Here is a 15,484-nt window from a genome sequence, read left to right on the forward strand (position 1 = left end):
CCGCAAAGGAGGAGGGGAAATCGAACGGATCAGCCGACCCGCGTGCCGGTCAGCGGGAAGCTGCCGAACGCGCCAGCGCCGACGGTGCCGTTCACCGTGTCGCCGTCGATCGTCACGTTCATGTCCAGCGTCATCGGCATCGGCACGGTCATCTGCTGCTTCCAGGTCAGCGTGTTGCCGTTCACCTCGCCCGACACGTCGGCCGATCCCATGGCGCCCGAATTGGTGCCGGTGAAGGTGTTGCCGTCGCTCTTCACGGTCAGCGTCGACTTCTGGTCGCCCAGCGGCGATTTCACCGTGACGTCGTAGGTGCCGTCCACTCCAGCCATCATTCACTCTCCTCGGGTGCGTCCGTCACGGACGCGGCCGGCAACACCTCGACCGGCAGTCCCAGCGTGTCAAGCTGAGGGCGCACCGTCTTGGCGTCGCCGATCACCACCCAGATGAAGCGGTTCGGATCGATGACGCTACGGATCGCGCCGTTCAGCTCGTCACGCGTCATCGCGCGATAGCGCTGCGTGATGGTGGCATAATAATCGTCGGGCCGACGATACAGGTCGTTGGCCTGCATCGCCGCCAGCACCGCGCCCGACGTCTCGAAGTCACCCGCCAGCGAGCGAGTCGCCCCCGTGATCGTCCGCTGGAACTCCGCCTCGGTCATCGGCTTGCTACCCACGAACGCGCCGATCTCGCTCTTCATCGCAGCGATCGAGGGACCGGTCTTGTCGGCCTGCACCGGCGCGCTCAGCTGATAGGGTGCGGCCTCCACGTGGCGCGCAAAGCCGCCATAGGCGCCATAGGACCAATGCTTGTCCTCGCGCAGGTCCATGTTGATCCGACCGAGAAAGTCGCCGCCCAGCGCATCGTTGGCGGTCACCACCGGCAGCAGGTCCTGCGTGCCGCGCAGCCCCGTCCGCTGCACGCCGGTGATGCGCGATTGCGGCGAGTTGGGCCGATCGACCAGCACGATGCGCGCCGTCGGCATCATGCGATCCTCGCGGAACACCTTGGTCCCCGCCGCGCCCTGCGCCGTCCAGCCGGCCAGCGCCCGGTCGAGCCCCGCCTTCACCTCCGCCATCGGGCGATCGGAAACCACGAACACCTTGGCCTTGTCCGGCCGCAGCCAGGCGCGGTGATAGGCGATCAGGTCCGCGCGGGTCAGCGCCGCCACTGCCGCCGCATCGCCGCTGCCCTGGTTCTTGGCATAGGGATGCGCCGGGCCGTACAGGATCGGCGGCACGATGCGCTGCTCGATGCCTTCAGGATCGGTCTGCTCCTGCGCGATCTGCGTCAGCAACTGCGCCCGCACCCGCGACAGCTCGCTTTCGGGAAAGGTCGGCGCGCGCAGCAGGTCCGCCCAGATGTCGAGCGCCGCCGTCAGGTTCGCGCTCGGCGCCCGAAAGCTGACGGTGGTGCGATCCGCCGACGAGCCGGTAAAGATGTCGAGCCCCAGCCGCTCCTTCGCCTCGGCAAGCTGGATCGAGTTGTATCGCGCCGTGCCCTCGTCGAGCATTGCCAGCATCATGCCCTGCGTGCCCAGCTTGCCGGAAACATCGGCCGCCGCGCCCGCATCGAAGCTCGCCACCATCTGCGTGATCGGCACAGTGTCACGCTGCGCGTACACCAGCTCCATCCCATTCGCGAGGCGCGCGCGCTGCACGGCCGGAAAGGACAAGCCGCTCACCTCGCCGACCGGCGGCATCGGCGCGCGCGTGCCCTTCACCGGCGTTTCCGGCGCCTTGGTCTGCGCGGCCGGCGGCGGCACCTGTGCCTCCTCGTATGCGTCGCGCGCGCCCGGCACGACCGTCAGGCTATAGGCCGGGCGCGTCAGCCACTTCTGCGCCGCCGCCTTCACGCTGGCCGGGGTCTGCGCCGCCAGCGCGGCCAGCTGCTTCTTGTAGAAGCCCGGATCACCCGAATAGAGCGCCCCTTCCGCCAGCGCGACGGCCTTGCCGCCGAAGCCGCCGACCGATTCCAGCCCGCCGATCCGGCGCGAGATGGTGGTGGTCAGCGTCCGCTGCACCTCATCGGGCGTCGGGCCGTTGCGCACGAACTCGGCGACCAGCTCGTCGAGCCGGCGTGACACCGTTGCCGGGTCGACACCCGGCCGCACCACCGCATTGATCGTGAAGGTGCCGACCTGCGCGAAATCGGAATAGCTCGCGCTCACCTGAACCGCGGTCTTGTCGCCCTTCACCAGCGCATTGTCGAAGCGCGAACTCGCCAGCCCGCCAAGCACGGAGGCCGCGACCTCCAGTGCGGGCGCTGCCGGATCGTTGAGGCCCGGCACCGGCCAGCTCTTCACCACCAGCGGCGCCGCCACCTGGTCCTTCATCACCTCGCTCTTCGGCTGCGCCAGCACCGGCACGGGGGCGGGCGGCGCGACGCTTTCCGGCCCGCGCTTGATCGGCCCGAAATACTTCGCCGCCAGCCGCTTGGCGGTAGGCACATCGATGTCGCCGGCCAGCACCAGCACGGCGTTGTTCGGGCCGTAATGATCGCGAAACCAGTTCTTCACATCCTGCAGGCTGGCGCGATCCAGATCCGCCATCGAACCGATCGTGCTGTGGCCGTAAGGGTGGCCCTCGGGGAACACGCCCTCGATCATCTTGTAGCGCACAAGGCCATAAGGCTCGTTGTCGCCCTGCCGCTTCTCGTTCTGCACCACCCCGCGCTGCTCATCGAGCACCGCCTGCGAGATCGCGCCGGTCAGCCAGCCCATGCGATCGCTTTCGAGATACAGCGCCTGCTCCAGCGCGGCGGTCGGCACTGTCTCGAAATAATTGGTGCGGTCGAAATAGGTCGTGCCGTTAAGGTCGGTCGCGCCGACCTGCTTCAGCGGCTCGAAGAAGTCGCCCGGCGCATTCTCGCTGCCGTTGAACATCAGATGCTCGAACAGATGCGCAAAGCCGGTCTGCCCCTTTGGCTCGTGCTTTGACCCCACGTCATACCACACCGACACCGCCACCACCGGCGCCTTGCGGTCGGTGTGCACCACCACGCGCAGGCCGTTGGGCAGGGTGAATTGCTCGAACGGGATGTCGATCGCCTTCACCAGATCGGCGACAGGCGCCGCCTTCGCCGCGACAGGCGCAGGCGTTGCCGCTTGGGCGTAAGCAGGGGGAACAAGGGCCATGGCCGCAACGCTCGCAGCCAGAGAGATCGACAGACGCAATGCGCAACTCCTCTACAATCCGGCCAGCCTAGGCGCCGCGCGGCGCACTGGAAAGCCAGCAACATTTCGTCACACCGATTGACTGCCCAGGCAATCATTGCCTAAGCAACCAATGTGACCTTCACCGACTCGACCTTTTATCCGGAAACCTCGCCCGGTTACCTGGTGCGCCTGATCCACCAGATGAACGTGGCCGCTGTCGATCGCACGCTCGCCGCTGACGGCCTCAGCGCGACGCAATGGACTACCTTGGTGTCGCTCTACTTCGGCCACGCCGACACCTGCGTCGGCCTCGCGCGCAAGCTCGGGCACGACAAGGGCGCGATGACGCGCCTCATCGACCAGATGGAGGCAAAGGGCTGGGTGTCGCGTCAGCGCGACGACGCCGACCGCCGCCTCATCCGCCTGTCGCTCACCCCGGCAGGCGCGGCCACCGCGATCGCGGCCAAGCGCAAGGTGATCGACTGCTGGAACGGCTTTCTCGCCGACTGGAGCGACGCGCAGATCGCCGAGATGATCGCCGTGTTGCAGCGGCTGCGCACCACCATGGAGGAAAAAATGGCGGAGGACAGCGACCCATGCGCCGCCTGATCGCGATCCACCCACGCGCGTTCGGCGTGGCGTCGCTCGCGGCCTTGCTTGCCGCCTGCACCCCGCCCGACACCGCACCGCAACTGACCGCAAAGGCGCCGGTCGACCTCGGCCTTACCGGCGCACCCATGCCGGCGATCGACCCGACCTGGTGGACCGCATTCGGCGATCCGCAGCTGAACCGCGTCGTCACCGATGCGCTCGCCGGCAGCCCCGATCTCGACGCCGCGCTCGCGCGTGTCCGACAGGCGCAGGCCACGCTTGGTCGCCAGGAGGCCAATCTTGGCCCGAACATCACCGGCGACGTGTCGGCGCAGGCCGCGCGTCTCTCGGGCCGCTACACTATCCCCCCGCCCTTTGCGGGCAGCATCCGCTTCCTGGGGTCGGCGCAGGCGAACCTGTCGTGGAACCTCGATCTCTTCGGCCGCCAGCGCGCTGCGATCGAGGGCGCGCGCGCCTCGCTCGCCGCCAGCGCCTATGACGCGGAGGCCGCACGACTGATGCTCGCCGGCTCGATCGTCACCACCTATGCCGAGGTCGCCCGCGCAGAACGGGTTGCGACGCTCGCCCGCCAGACCATCGCCACCCGTGAACAGGCGGTGCAGCTGGTCAATTCGCGCGTCCGCAACCAGCTGGCGAGCAAGCTCGACGTGCAGGCCGCCACCACGCTGCTGGCGCAGGCCCGCGTCGCGCTGACCCGCGCCGAGGCCGCCCGCATCCTCGCCGTCGACGCGCTCGCTGCGCTCGCCGGTCGCGGCACCGATTACGCGGCCACGATCGGCCAGACGCGCCTCGCCGCACCGACCAGCCTGCCGCTGCCGGCCTCGATCCCCGCCGACCTACTCGCCCGCCGCGCCGACATCGCCGCCGCCGCCGCGCGGGTCGATGCCGCCGCCGCCGGCCGCCAGGTCGCACGCCGCGCTTTTTACCCCAACGTCAATCTGATCGCGCTGGCCGGCCTTCAGGCGGTCGGCATCGGCAATTTCTTCAATCCCGACGCCGGCACCGCTGGCGCGGGCGGCGCGCTGAACCTGCCGATCTTTGACTCCGGCCGGCTGAAGGCCGATCTCGCCGGCGCCACCGCACAGGTCGATCTCGCGATCGCCGACTACAACCGCACCGTGGTCGGCGCGGTGCGCGAGGCGGCCGACGCGCTCGCCACCATCCGCGCCACCGAGGCGGAAGCGGCGGCGCAGGCGCAGGTGGTGCGCGGCTTTGCCGAAACCAATCGCCTGAACGCCGTGCGCATCAACGCCGGGCTCGATTCGCGCCTGACCGGCATCGATACCGACATTCGCCTGCTCGACGCCCAGCTCGCCGCCGCCACCCTCGCCGTCGATGCGCTCGCCGCCCGCGCGCGGCTGGCGCAGGCGCTCGGCGGCGGCTTTGATCCCTCCCGGAACCCTGCATCATGAGCGATACCGCCGTTCCCACCCCGCCACCCGCCGGTCGCCCGGCGCTGCGCCGCCGGCTCCTGACCGGCCTGGCGATCGTCGTGGTCATCGGCATTGCGATCTGGGCCGTGTTCCACTTCCTGCTCGCCGCGCCCGAAGAGGAAACCGATGACGCCTATGTCGCCGGCGACGTCGTCGCGATCACCGCGCGCGATCCGGGCACGATCCTCGCCATCCATGCCGACAATACGCAATCTGTGAAGGCCGGACAGCCGCTGATCGACCTCGATCCACTGACCGCTGACGTGAACCTCGCCGCTGCCGAGGCCGATCTCGCCCGCGCCGTGCGCGGCACGCGCGCCGATTTCTCGCGGGTTGGCGAAGCGAATGCCGCCGTCGTCCAGGCCGAGGCGCAGCTTTCCGCCGCCCAGGCCGATTACACCCGCCGCCGCGGCGCCGCCGCCGAGGGCGCCGTCTCGGGCGAGGAGCTCAGCCACGCCGCCGATCAGGTAAAGGTCGCCCGTGCCGCGCTGAACCTTGCGCGCAGCCGCCGCACCCAGGCGCAGAGCACCGTGGCCGGCACCGCCGTGAACACCAATCCCGCCGTGCTGTCGGCTATCGCCGCCTATCGCCGCGCCGCCATCATGCGCAGTCACATGCACATCGTCGCACCGATCGACGGCGTCGTCGCGCAGCGCAACGCGCAGGTCGGTCAGCAGATCGCCGCCGGCACGCCGCTGATGGCGGTGGTGCCGCTCAATCGCCTGTGGGTCGACGCGAACTTCCGCGAAACGCAGCTCAAGGACCTGCGCATCGGCCAGCCCGCGACGGTGGTGGCGGACGCTTATGGCGATGACGTGGTGTATCACGGCCGCGTTGCGGGTCTGTCCGCCGGCAGCGGCAACGCCTTTGCACTCCTCCCGCCGCAGAACGCCAGCGGTAACTGGATCAAGATCGTGCAGCGCGTACCCGTGCGGATCACGCTCGACCCCAAGGAGCTGCGCGCCAATCCGCTGCGTGTCGGCCTCTCGGTGATGGCCAAGGTGGATACGGCAAACACCAGCGCACCGCGCCTCGCAGCGCCGGCGGCGCAGCCCTATCGCGGGAATGTGACGGAGGCGGATCCCGAAGTGGAGGCGAAGATCGCGCAGATCATCGCCGCGAACCGCTGATCCGATGATCCGCTCGGCTCCCCGCTCCCTCGCATCGATGGAACGGCACGGTGGCTAGCGCCGCTGCCCCCGCGGGCGCCCGCGCAGGCGGCGCGCCCGCGCAGCCGCGCCCGCTGACCGGCGCGCGCCTCGGGCTGGTCGCTTTCGCGCTCGCGCTCGGCACCTTCATGATGGTGCTCGACACCACCATCGCCAACGTCTCCCTGCCGACGATCGCCGGTAATCTCGGCGTCAGCTCGGACAATTCGACCTGGATCGTCACCGCCTTTGCCGTCGCCAACGGTATATCGGTGCCGCTTACCGGCTGGCTCATGCGCCGCTTCGGCGTGGTGCGCACCTTTTGCACCTCGCTGGCGCTCTTCACGATCGCCTCGTTCCTGTGCGGCATCGCATGGAGCTTGCCCTCGCTCATCATCTTCCGCGTCCTGCAGGGCGCCGTGTCGGGCCCGATGATGCCCGGCAGCCAGGCGTTGCTGATCTCCGTCTTCCCGCCCGAAAAGCGCGCCACCGCGCTCGGTATCTGGTCGATGACCACGCTTGTCGCGCCGATCATGGGGCCGATCTTGGGCGGCTACATCTCCGATAATTACCATTGGAGCTGGATCTTCCTGATCAACGTGCCCTTCGGCTTCTTCACCATCGCGATCTGCTGGGCGAACCTGAAGGATCGCGAAACCCCGACGGCCAAGGTGCCGATCGACACCGTGGGCCTCGCCCTGCTGGTGCTATGGGTCGGCTCGCTCCAGGTGATGCTGGATCTCGGCAAGAACGCCGATTGGTTCAACGATCCGATGATCGTCGTGCTGACGGTGATCGCCGGCGTCGGCTTCGTCGCCTGGCTGATCTGGGAGCTGACCGACGCCAATCCGATCGTCGACCTGTCGCTGTTCGCCAGCCGCAATTTCGCGATCGGCAACATCGCCTTTTGCCTCGGCTATGCGGTGTTCTTCGCGAACATCCTGCTGCTGCCGCTGTGGCTCCAGACCCAGCTTGGCTACACCGCCACCTGGGCCGGCCTGGTCGCGGCACCCAGCGGCGTCGTCGCGGTCCTGCTCACTCCCTTGAGTGCGCGGCTGTCGGGCAAGATCGACGCGCGCATCCTCGCCAGCGTCGCATTCGTCGCCTTTGCGGTCAGCTATTGGATGCGCTCGGGCTACACGACCTACGCCGGCTTCTGGGACTTCGTGTTCCCGCTGCTGGTGCAAGGTATCGCCATGTCGACCTTCTTCCTGTCGATGCTCACCATCTCGCTTGATCGTATCCCGCCCGAGCGGTTGCCGTCCGCCACCGGCCTGTCGAACTTCACTCGCATCGTCGCGGGCGCCTTTGCCGCGTCGATCATCACCACCGCTTGGGATCGCCGCGAGGCGCTGCACCAGGGCCGCCTGTCCGAAGCGATCGGCACCAACGTGCCCTACCAGATGGCCAGCGAGGGGCTGATGAACCTCGGCATGAACGCGACGCAGGCGGCGGCGGTCATCACGCGCCAAATGGTCGGCCAGGCCTATCTCCTCGCCTCGACCGACCTCTTCCGCCTGTCCGCCTATCTCAGCGCCGGGCTGCTGATCATCGTGTGGCTCTGCCGCCGCCCGTCGGCCAATGGAGCGGGGCCGGTCGCCGCCGACTGAGCCTTGCGTCCGCTCCCCCGCCAATTCATAGCGTGTTCCAAGAATAGGACGGGAGAGGGCCATGGATCTGTCGCTCAGCGACGAGCAGGTGATGCTGCGTGACACGCTCACGCGCTATCTGGCGCAGAGCTTCGCATTCGACCCCCACCGCCCGCGCGACGCTGCCGCGCTGTGGCAGGCGCTCGGCCGCGATCTCGGCGTGCTCGGCGCGGCCCTGCCGGCAGAAGTCGGGGGCCTCGGCGGCGGCGCGGTCGAGGTGATGGTGGTCGCCGACGCGCTCGGCGAGGCGCTTGCTCCCGTGCCGTACATCGAAACCGCGGTGATCGCCGCCGGCCTGCTGAAACGCACGGGCGGCGAGCGCGCCGAGGCGCTGCTCCCGAACCTCGCCGACGGCAGCGTCCGCGCCGTTCTGGCCGCCGGGGAAGCGGACAGCCGGCAGGCATTGGAAGCCGTCGCCACCACCGCGCGGCGGAGCGGCGACGGCTGGACGCTCGATGGTGAAAAGGTCGTCGTGGCCGGCGCACCCGGCGCCGACTGGCTGCTCGTCACCGCCCGTACTTCGGGCGACACGCGCGACGTGCGCGGAGTGTCGCTGTTCCTCGTGCCCGCCGATGCCGATGGGCTGTCGCGGCACGATTATGCGCTGATCGACGGTCTGCCCGCCTCCGACCTGACGCTCGCCGGCGTGTCGCTGCCGGCCGATGCGCTGCTAGGCGACGAAGGCAGCGCGCTGCCGCTCCTTGAACAGGCGCGCGACGAGGGGATCGCCGCCTTGTGCGCCGAGGCCGCCGGCCTCACCCGCAAGCTGCTGGGCGACACCGTCGCCTACACCAAGGAGCGCAAGCAGTTCGGCCAGCCGCTCGCCAGCTTCCAGGCGCTGCAGCATCGCATGGTGGACATGTATATCGCCGCCGAACAGGCGACCTCCGCCGCCTATCTTGCCGCGCTGCATGTCGATCACCCCGCCGATCAGCGCGCCCGCGCGGTCGCCGCGGCCAAGGCGACGGTGGCCGCCGCCGTCCGCTTCGTCGGGCAGAATGCGGTGCAGTTGCACGGGGGCATGGGCATGACCGACGAGCTTGCCGTCGGCCATTATTTCCGCCGCGCCACTGCGATCGAGCAGCAGTTCGGCGCTGCCGACCATCAGGCCAAGCGCTATGCTGCGTTGATGCGCGAAGACCTTGGCATCTGATCGGAAAGCAGAACCGTCCGCCACGATAGTATCGGGAACGCAAAGCACAGTCGAGCCGTTCAGGTGATCCAGTTTTTCAAAAGCCGGAGTATGGCAGATGAAGACCATGATCGCACTGGCTGTTGCCGGTACCGCTTTCGCAACGACTGCACAGGCCGACGTCCCCCGCTGGGTTTATAGCGACTCGAACTCGCATTATCTCGACTACAAGACCGATTTGAGCGAAGCACGGCGGGAGTTGCGCAGCGATCTGGCGCGCGCGAACGATCAGGCCGATCGCGTCGATGCCTGGGCCGAATATCGCCGCGAGGTCGCCGATGCCCAGCATGACTTCGAGAAGGAAATGGCCGAGCGCGGCATCACCGTGACGCGGCGCCCCAGCGTGTCCGTCGAACCCTATTGATCGACTGAAAGGAACGGGCGGCTCGATAAACGAGCCGCCCGTCCTCCGGGATTACAGCACGAAGCGGCTGAGATCCGTGTTGCGCGCCACGCTGGCGAGATGCTGCTCGACGTAGGCCGCATCCACCGTCACCGAGCTGCCCGCGCGATCCTCGGCGTCGAAGCTCACTTCCTCCAGCAGCTTTTCCATCACCGTCTGCAGCCGGCGGGCACCGATATTCTCGATCTCGCCATTCACTTCGGCCGCGATCCGCGCGACGGCGCGAATGCCATCCTCGGTGAAGTCGACGGTAACGCCCTCGGTCCCGATCAGCGCCTTGTACTGCGCGGGCAATGACGCCTTGGTGTCGGACAGGATGGCAACGAAATCATCTTCCGTCAGGCCCTTCAGCTCGACACGGATCGGCAGGCGGCCCTGAAGCTCGGGCAACAGGTCGCTCGGCTTCGCGACATGGAAGGCGCCCGACGCGATGAACAGGATATGGTCCGTCTTCATCGGACCGTACTTGGTCGAAACCGTTGTGCCCTCGATCAGCGGCAGCAGGTCGCGCTGCACGCCCTCGCGGCTCACCGAACCGCCGCGCACGTCGCTCACCGCGATCTTGTCGATCTCATCGAGGAAGACGATCCCGTTCGCCTCGGCATCGGCCAGCGCGACACGGCTCACCTCGTCCTGGTCGAGCCGCTTGTCGGCCTCTTCCTCGACCAGCTTTTCCCACGCCGCCGGCACCAGCAGCTTGCGCCGCTTGGTCTGCCCGCCGCCCAGCTTGCCGAACATCTCGCCAAGATTGATCATGCCCATCTGGCCGCCGCCGGGCATTTCGAACGGCATCTGCGGCGCGACCTGAAGCTCGAGCTCGATCTCGGTCTGGTCGAGATGCCCGTCGCGGAAGCGCTGGCGGAAGCTTTCGCGCGTGGCCTGGCTCGAATCCTTGCCGACCAAAGCATCGAGCAGCCGGTCCATCGCCGCTTCCTCGGCCTTGTCCTTCACCGCGTTGCGGCGGCGTTCCTTCTCCAGCCGCACTGCTTCCTCGACCAGGTCGCGCGCGATCTGCTCCACGTCGCGGCCGACATAGCCCACCTCTGTGAACTTGGTCGCTTCCACCTTCACGAACGGCGCATCGGCCAGCTTCGCCAGCCGGCGGCTGATCTCGGTCTTGCCGCAGCCGGTCGGCCCGATCATCAGGATGTTCTTCGGCGTCACCTCGTCGCGCAGATCGGGCGACAGCTTCTGCCGCCGCCAGCGGTTGCGCAGCGCGACGGCCACCGCACGCTTCGCGTCCTTCTGTCCGATGATATGTGCGTCGAGGGCGGCGACGATCGCCTTGGGGGTAAGTGTGTCCTGCATCGCGGGCGCATATCGGGGCGCGGCGGCAGGGGATCAAGCGGGCGCGCGCGCCTTCACCCCTCCCGCACGATCCCCTTCAACCGATAGAGCTGGTCCAGCGCCTCGCGAGGGGAGAGCGCATCGACGTCCAATTCCTCCACCGCTGCGCGCAGCGGATCGACTGTCTCCTCCGGCACAGCCGCCGCCGCGGCAAACAGCGGCAGGTCGTCCAGCCCCGCCGCCAGCCCGCCGGTCTTGGCGCGCCCCGCCTCCAGCTTCGCCAGCACCGCCTTCGCCCGCGCCACCGTCGCCGGCGGCATGCCCGCGAGCCGCGCGACGGCAAGGCCGTAGCTGCGATCCGCCGGCCCTTGGGCCAGCTCGTGCAGCAGCACCAGCTCGCCCTTCCACTCGCGCGCCCGCACATGGTGCAGCGACAGCGCGTCGCACCGCTCCGCCAGTCGCGTCAGCTCGTGGTAATGCGTCGCGAACAGGCAGCGGCAGCGATTGTCCTCATGGATCGCCTCCACCACTGCCCAGGCGATGGCGAGCCCGTCATAGGTCGACGTGCCACGCCCCACCTCATCGAGGATGACGAAGCTCTGCGGCGTCGCCTGCGCCAGGATCGCCGCCGTCTCGACCATCTCGACCATGAAGGTCGATCGCCCGCGCGCCAGATTGTCCGATGCGCCCACGCGGCTGAACAGCCGATCGACCAGCCCCAGGGTCGCACTGGTCGCCGGCACATAGCTTCCCGCCTGTGCCAGCACCGCGATCAGCGCGTTCTGCCGCAGGAACGTCGACTTGCCGCCCATGTTCGGACCCGTGACGAGCCACAGCCGCGAACTTTCCGACAGCGTGCAATCATTGGCCACGAACCGCTCGCCGGTCTTCGCTACCGCTGCCTCCACCACCGGATGCCGCCCGCCGATGATTTCGAAGCACGAATGCTCCACAAGGCTCGGCCGCGCCCAGCCCCCTTCCGCCGCGCGCTCCGCCAGCCCGGCGGCGACGTCCAGCCGCGCCAGTGCATCCGCCGTCGCCGCGATCGGCTCCGCGCGCGCCAGCGCGGCAGCGATCAGATCCTCGAGATGCGCCGCCTCCGCCGCCACCGCATGCGCGCCGGCCTGGGTCACCCGGCTCGCCACCTCGTGCAGCTCGGGCGCATTGAAGCGCACTGCCCCCGCCATCGTCTGGCGGTGCGTGAAGCCGCTGTCGGGCTTCATCAGCGCCTCGGCATTCTTCGCCGGCACCTCGACATGATAGCCAAGCACGTTGTTATGCCGGATCTTCAGGCCGTTGATCCCGGTCTCGGTGCGATAGCGCGCCTCCAGCGCCGCGATCGCCTTGCGCCCGCCCGATCCCGCATCCCGCAGATCGTCGAGCGCGGCGTCATACCCTTCCGCGATGAAGCCGCCGTTCGCCGCATCGATCGGCGGCATCGGCACCAGCGCGCGCTTCAGCAGGTCGATCAGCTCGCCATGCCCACGCAGCCGCGGCGTCAGTCGCGCCAGCAGGTCGCCGCCCGCGCCGTCCACCAGCTGCGCCGCGATCGATTGCAGCGTCTCGGCCAGCAGCCACGCGCCGTCCAGCCCGTCACGCAATTGCCCCAGATCGCGCGGGCTGCCTCGCCCGGCCACCAGCCGCCCGATCGCACGGCCGATATCGGGCAGCGCGCGCAACCGCTCGCGCAGCCGGGCGCGCAGGTCGCCGTCGTCGTGAAACAGCGTCACCAGCGCCAGCCGCGCCTCGATCGCTGCCTTGTCCATCAGCGGCGCACCGATGTCGGCCGCCAGCAGCCGTGCCCCCGCCCCGGTCACCGTGCGGTCCACCGCATCGAGCAGACTGCCCTTGCGCGTGCCGCCGGCAGTGCAGGTCAGCTCCAGGCTCTCGCGCGTCGCGGCATCGATCGCCATCGCCTCGGCGCTGCGGCTGATCACCGGCGCGCGCAGGAACGGCAGCGTGCCCTTTCCATTATGGTCGAGGTACGCGATCAGCCCGCCCGCCGCGGCCAGCATCGCGCGATCGAACTGACCGAACCCGTCGAGCGTCGCCACGCCATGCAGGCGCTTCAACCGCTCTTCGCCCCGCGCACTGTCGAACTCGCCACGCGGCCGCCACACCGTCGCCGGCGCGTCGCTCCCCTCGGCCGCGACCACTTCCGCCGCCGCCAGCCGCGCGAGCTCCGCGCCCAGCGCGTGGGGCGAACAGGCGATCACCTCGAACCGCCCGGTCGACACGTCCGCCGCCGCGATCCCGACGCCGCCCGCCGCCTCGCCCACCGCAACGCACCAGTTCGCGGCGCGCGCATCCAGCAGCGCTTCTTCGGTCAGCGTCCCCGCGGTGACGAAGCGGATGATCGCGCGGTTCACCAGCGCCTTCGATCCGCGTGCCTTGCGCGCTTCCTCGGGGCTTTCGGTCTGCTCCGCGATCGCCACGCGATGCCCCGCCTTGATCAGCCGCTGGAGATACGCCGTCGCGGCATGCACCGGCACGCCGCACATCGGGATCTTCTCCCCGGCATGTTCGCCGCGCGCGGTCAGCGCGATGTCGAGCACCTGGCTCGCGATCCGCGCATCCTCGAAGAACAGCTCGAAGAAATCGCCCATGCGATAGAACAGCAGGCAATCGCCTGCTTCTTCCTTCAGCGCGAGATATTGCGCCATCATCGGCGTCGGAGCGGTTGGGTCGGCCATGATTTTCCGGGTGTCGAAACGGATGAGGTGCTGATGCGGGCAGGCAGACGTGGCGACGCCCGCCGGATCACCCCCGTCTAGCCAGACATGCCGCCGCTGACGAGGGGCGCTTTGGCCGCAAGCATCGGGACGCACGCTCGCCCGGCCGCTATTAGGGTCACGCCGAAGGAGCCACGCCATGACCTTTGCGACCGCCACCATCCCCTCGCCCACCGGCGATCTCACGCTGATCGCCAGCGACGCCGGCCTCGTCGCAATCCTGTGGGACGACGATGCGGCAGCGCAGGTGCGCTATGCTCCGCGGCGCGCGGATACGCACCACCTCGTGATCGCCGCCACCGTCCGCCAGCTGGAGGAATATTTCGCCGGCACGCGCACCGCCTTCGATCTGCCGCTCGATCCGGTCGGCACGTATTTCCAGCGCGACGTTTGGCGCGCGCTCCTCACCATCCCCTATGGCGAGACGCGCAGCTATGCCGACATCGCCCGCGCGATCGGCCGGCCGACTGCCACGCGCGCCGTGGGGGCGGCGAACGGGCGTAATCCGCTGCCGATCGTCACCCCCTGCCACCGCGTGATCGGCAGCAACGGCACGCTCACCGGCTTCGCCGGCGGCCTACCGAACAAACAGCTCTTGCTCGCGCTGGAGCAGCGCGTCAGCGCCGCTGGTTGATCATCTTGAACACCTTGGCGTGCTGTGCGTCGTCCTGCGCCGCGCGCAGCGGCTTGCAGCGCTCCACCACGATCTCCTCGCCGTCGGGGTTCGCCTCCAGGATCGCCATCACCTCGGCGATGTAATCGGCGAGAGGCATCGCGTTGGGATCGCTGTCATGCCCCGGCATCAGCTCGGTCTGCACGCCTGGCGGGATCAGCTCGATCACACCAATCCCGCTGCCCGCCAGCTGCGCGCGGAGCGCGATCGACCAGCTGTGGATCGCCGCCTTGGTCGCATTGTACGTCGGCGTCGCGACCAGCGGGACGAAGGCGAGACCCGACGAGACGGTCATGATCGTCGCGCCCTCCTTGCCCTTCAGATGCGGCAGCAGTGCCGCGGTCAAGCGGATCGGCCCCAGCAGGTTGGTGGTGATGATCGCCTCGGCGGTGTCGAGCGTCCAGTCGTCGGCGGCGATATCCTCCGCCACCATGATGCCGGCATTCTGGATCACGACGTTGAGATCGGGATGATCGGCGCTCAGGCGCGCCGACACGTCACGGATCGCCGCCGGGTCGCTCACGTCCAGCACCACGCTCGCCATGCCCGGATTTGCCGCGACCACCGCGTCGAGCGGCCCCTGCCGCCGCCCCGCCACGATCACCTTGTTGCCCTTGGCGTGCAGCGCCTCTGCAAGCGCACGGCCGATGCCGCTGCCGCCGCCGGTGATCAGGATGGTATTGCCCGAAAGTTTCATGCTGGCCTCCATGCGAAATGCTGGACGACAGGTAAGCGGGGCAGTTACCAACCGAAAGAAGGCACCTGAAAGTTCGGTACTTACCGTGCAGAAACCAGCGATCGACCACGACTATCCCGAAAACCTCGACCCACGTGTCGAGGCGCTCGTCACCCAGGTGATCGGCCGCGTCGCCGACAAATGGACCATGATCCTGCTGGAGGTGCTGACCGAGCATGGTGAGCAGCGCTTCTCGCAACTGCTCCGCGCCGCCGACGGGATCAGCCAGAAGATGTTGACCCAGACGCTGCGCCAGATGGAGCGCGACGGCCTTGTCATCCGCACCGTGCATGCTGCCGTCCCGCCGCGCGTCGATTATCGCCTGACCGATCTTGGCGAGGGGCTGAGCTACGCCTTCTGCGGCGTCTGGGTGTGGGCGGCAAAGAACGTCGATCGGATCGAGTCGGCCCGCGCCGCCTTCGATGCCGCGCGCGAGCGTTGAAGAACCGCGCGCGGATGGTT

The 15,484-nt window shown here is 68.6% G+C and carries 13 protein-coding genes; 8 read left to right on the plus strand and 5 right to left on the minus strand.

Annotation, left to right across the window (positions count from 1 at the left end):
* Nucleotides 1-29: 29 nt before the first annotated feature.
* Nucleotides 30-329 (minus strand): hypothetical protein, encoded by a 300-nt coding sequence (locus SPDO_RS09230; RefSeq protein WP_088367198.1) that lies wholly within the window; start codon nucleotides 327-329, stop codon nucleotides 30-32.
* Nucleotides 329-3,136, minus strand: a complete 2,808-nt coding sequence (locus tag SPDO_RS09235) for a M16 family metallopeptidase (protein ID WP_088367199.1) — start codon at nucleotides 3,134-3,136, stop codon at nucleotides 329-331. The genes SPDO_RS09230 and SPDO_RS09235 overlap by 1 nt, the downstream gene beginning before the upstream one ends.
* Nucleotides 3,137-3,289: 153 nt before the next feature.
* Between SPDO_RS09235 and SPDO_RS09240 the strand changes: the two genes are divergently transcribed.
* The 6 genes from SPDO_RS09240 to SPDO_RS09265 all read left to right on the plus strand — a co-directional run bounded on the left by SPDO_RS09240 (nucleotide 3,290) and on the right by SPDO_RS09265 (nucleotide 9,555).
* Complete coding sequence (locus SPDO_RS09240) at nucleotides 3,290-3,766, plus strand: MarR family winged helix-turn-helix transcriptional regulator (protein ID WP_088367200.1); 477 nt, start codon at nucleotides 3,290-3,292, stop codon at nucleotides 3,764-3,766.
* Nucleotides 3,754-5,181, plus strand: a complete 1,428-nt coding sequence (locus SPDO_RS09245) for an efflux transporter outer membrane subunit (protein ID WP_088367201.1) — start codon at nucleotides 3,754-3,756, stop codon at nucleotides 5,179-5,181. The genes SPDO_RS09240 and SPDO_RS09245 overlap by 13 nt, the downstream gene beginning before the upstream one ends.
* Nucleotides 5,178-6,332, plus strand: coding sequence for an HlyD/EmrA/EmrK family protein (locus tag SPDO_RS09250; RefSeq protein ID WP_088367202.1), 1,155 nt, complete (start codon nucleotides 5,178-5,180; stop codon nucleotides 6,330-6,332). The genes SPDO_RS09245 and SPDO_RS09250 overlap by 4 nt, the downstream gene beginning before the upstream one ends.
* 50 nt (nucleotides 6,333-6,382) lie before the next feature.
* On the plus strand, nucleotides 6,383-7,960 hold the full coding sequence (locus SPDO_RS09255; protein ID WP_088367203.1) for a DHA2 family efflux MFS transporter permease subunit: 1,578 nt from the start codon (nucleotides 6,383-6,385) through the stop codon (nucleotides 7,958-7,960).
* 61 nt (nucleotides 7,961-8,021) lie between these two features.
* On the plus strand, nucleotides 8,022-9,152 hold the full coding sequence (locus tag SPDO_RS09260) for an acyl-CoA dehydrogenase family protein (protein ID WP_088367204.1): 1,131 nt from the start codon (nucleotides 8,022-8,024) through the stop codon (nucleotides 9,150-9,152).
* Between the two features lie 97 nt (nucleotides 9,153-9,249).
* Nucleotides 9,250-9,555, plus strand: a complete 306-nt coding sequence (locus SPDO_RS09265) for a hypothetical protein (RefSeq protein WP_088367205.1) — start codon at nucleotides 9,250-9,252, stop codon at nucleotides 9,553-9,555.
* Nucleotides 9,556-9,606: 51 nt separating this feature from the next.
* On the opposite strand, the gene hslU is transcribed toward SPDO_RS09265, so the two are convergent.
* Nucleotides 9,607-10,902: an ATP-dependent protease ATPase subunit HslU gene (gene hslU, locus SPDO_RS09270; protein WP_088367206.1), complete on the minus strand. Its 1,296-nt coding sequence runs from the start codon at nucleotides 10,900-10,902 to the stop codon at nucleotides 9,607-9,609.
* Between the two features lie 53 nt (nucleotides 10,903-10,955).
* Nucleotides 10,956-13,547 carry a DNA mismatch repair protein MutS gene (gene mutS, locus SPDO_RS09275; RefSeq protein ID WP_088367474.1) on the minus strand — a complete coding sequence of 864 codons (2,592 nt, stop codon included), beginning with the start codon at nucleotides 13,545-13,547 and terminating at the stop codon, nucleotides 10,956-10,958.
* A 205-nt stretch (nucleotides 13,548-13,752) separates the two neighbouring features.
* On the opposite strand from mutS, the gene SPDO_RS09280 reads away from it, so the two are divergent.
* Nucleotides 13,753-14,247: a methylated-DNA--[protein]-cysteine S-methyltransferase gene (locus SPDO_RS09280; protein ID WP_088367207.1), complete on the plus strand. Its 495-nt coding sequence runs from the start codon at nucleotides 13,753-13,755 to the stop codon at nucleotides 14,245-14,247.
* Here the strand turns inward: SPDO_RS09280 and SPDO_RS09285 are convergent.
* Nucleotides 14,231-14,983 (minus strand): SDR family oxidoreductase, encoded by a 753-nt coding sequence (locus SPDO_RS09285; RefSeq protein WP_088367475.1) that lies wholly within the window; start codon nucleotides 14,981-14,983, stop codon nucleotides 14,231-14,233. The genes SPDO_RS09280 and SPDO_RS09285 overlap by 17 nt on opposite strands.
* Nucleotides 14,984-15,068: 85 nt before the next feature.
* Here SPDO_RS09285 and SPDO_RS09290 point away from each other — a divergent pair, with 85 nt between their 5' ends.
* Complete coding sequence (locus SPDO_RS09290) at nucleotides 15,069-15,464, plus strand: winged helix-turn-helix transcriptional regulator (RefSeq protein ID WP_245829350.1); 396 nt, start codon at nucleotides 15,069-15,071, stop codon at nucleotides 15,462-15,464.
* Nucleotides 15,465-15,484 lie beyond the last annotated feature (20 nt).

The organism is Sphingomonas dokdonensis (assembly GCF_002197685.1).
Classification (GTDB): Bacteria; Pseudomonadota; Alphaproteobacteria; order Sphingomonadales; family Sphingomonadaceae; genus Sphingomonas; species Sphingomonas dokdonensis.

Bases quoted from the DNA above. Each gene is read 5' to 3' on its own strand.
- SPDO_RS09280 (WP_088367207.1), top strand. From the start codon at position 13,753: ATGACCTTTGCGACCGCCACCATCCCCTCGCCCACCGGCGATCTCACG.
- SPDO_RS09235 (WP_088367199.1), bottom strand. From the start codon at position 3,136: ATGGCCCTTGTTCCCCCTGCTTACGCCCAAGCGGCAACGCCTGCGCCT.
- SPDO_RS09265 (WP_088367205.1), top strand. From the start codon at position 9,250: ATGAAGACCATGATCGCACTGGCTGTTGCCGGTACCGCTTTCGCAACG.
- SPDO_RS09250 (WP_088367202.1), top strand. From the start codon at position 5,178: ATGAGCGATACCGCCGTTCCCACCCCGCCACCCGCCGGTCGCCCGGCG.
- mutS (WP_088367474.1), bottom strand. From the start codon at position 13,547: ATGATGGCGCAATATCTCGCGCTGAAGGAAGAAGCAGGCGATTGCCTG.
- hslU (WP_088367206.1), bottom strand. From the start codon at position 10,902: ATGCAGGACACACTTACCCCCAAGGCGATCGTCGCCGCCCTCGACGCA.
- SPDO_RS09245 (WP_088367201.1), top strand. From the start codon at position 3,754: ATGCGCCGCCTGATCGCGATCCACCCACGCGCGTTCGGCGTGGCGTCG.
- SPDO_RS09285 (WP_088367475.1), bottom strand. From the start codon at position 14,983: ATGAAACTTTCGGGCAATACCATCCTGATCACCGGCGGCGGCAGCGGC.
- SPDO_RS09260 (WP_088367204.1), top strand. From the start codon at position 8,022: ATGGATCTGTCGCTCAGCGACGAGCAGGTGATGCTGCGTGACACGCTC.
- SPDO_RS09230 (WP_088367198.1), bottom strand. From the start codon at position 329: ATGGCTGGAGTGGACGGCACCTACGACGTCACGGTGAAATCGCCGCTG.